This is a genomic window from Streptomyces sp. L-9-10, from assembly GCF_004151105.1.
Taxonomy (GTDB): Bacteria; Actinomycetota; Actinomycetes; order Streptomycetales; family Streptomycetaceae; genus Streptomyces.
On the sequence record NZ_PHRF01000144.1, the window covers coordinates 1 to 354 of the forward strand.

Annotated in this window: 1 protein-coding gene; it reads right to left on the reverse strand. The window is 68.4% G+C overall.

The features are described from left to right. On the reverse strand, positions 1 to 354 hold a 354-nt coding region (locus tag CU044_RS30355; protein WP_129771954.1), incomplete at both ends, for a polyketide synthase.

The following is a 354-nucleotide window of genomic DNA, read 5'->3' on the forward strand; positions in this document are numbered from 1 at the left end:
GTGCAAGGCCACCAACGACGACGAACACGCCGTATCCACCGTCACCGCCGGGCCCCGCAACCCCAGCGAGTACGACACCCGACCCGACAGCACACTGCTCGCCCTGCCGGTGTTGACGTATCCGTCCTGGTCCCCGAGACCGTGCCCCAGGCTGCCGTAGTCGCCGTTCATCGTGCCCAGGTACACACCGGTGTCGCTGCTCTCGAGGGCTTCGGAGCGGATCCCGGCGCGTTCGAGGGCTTCCCAGGAGGTTTCCAGGACCAGCCGTTGCTGCGGATCCATCGCCTGCGCCTCGCGCGGCGGGATCCCGAAGAACCCCGCGTCGAACTCCTCCACGTCCCGCAGGAATCCACC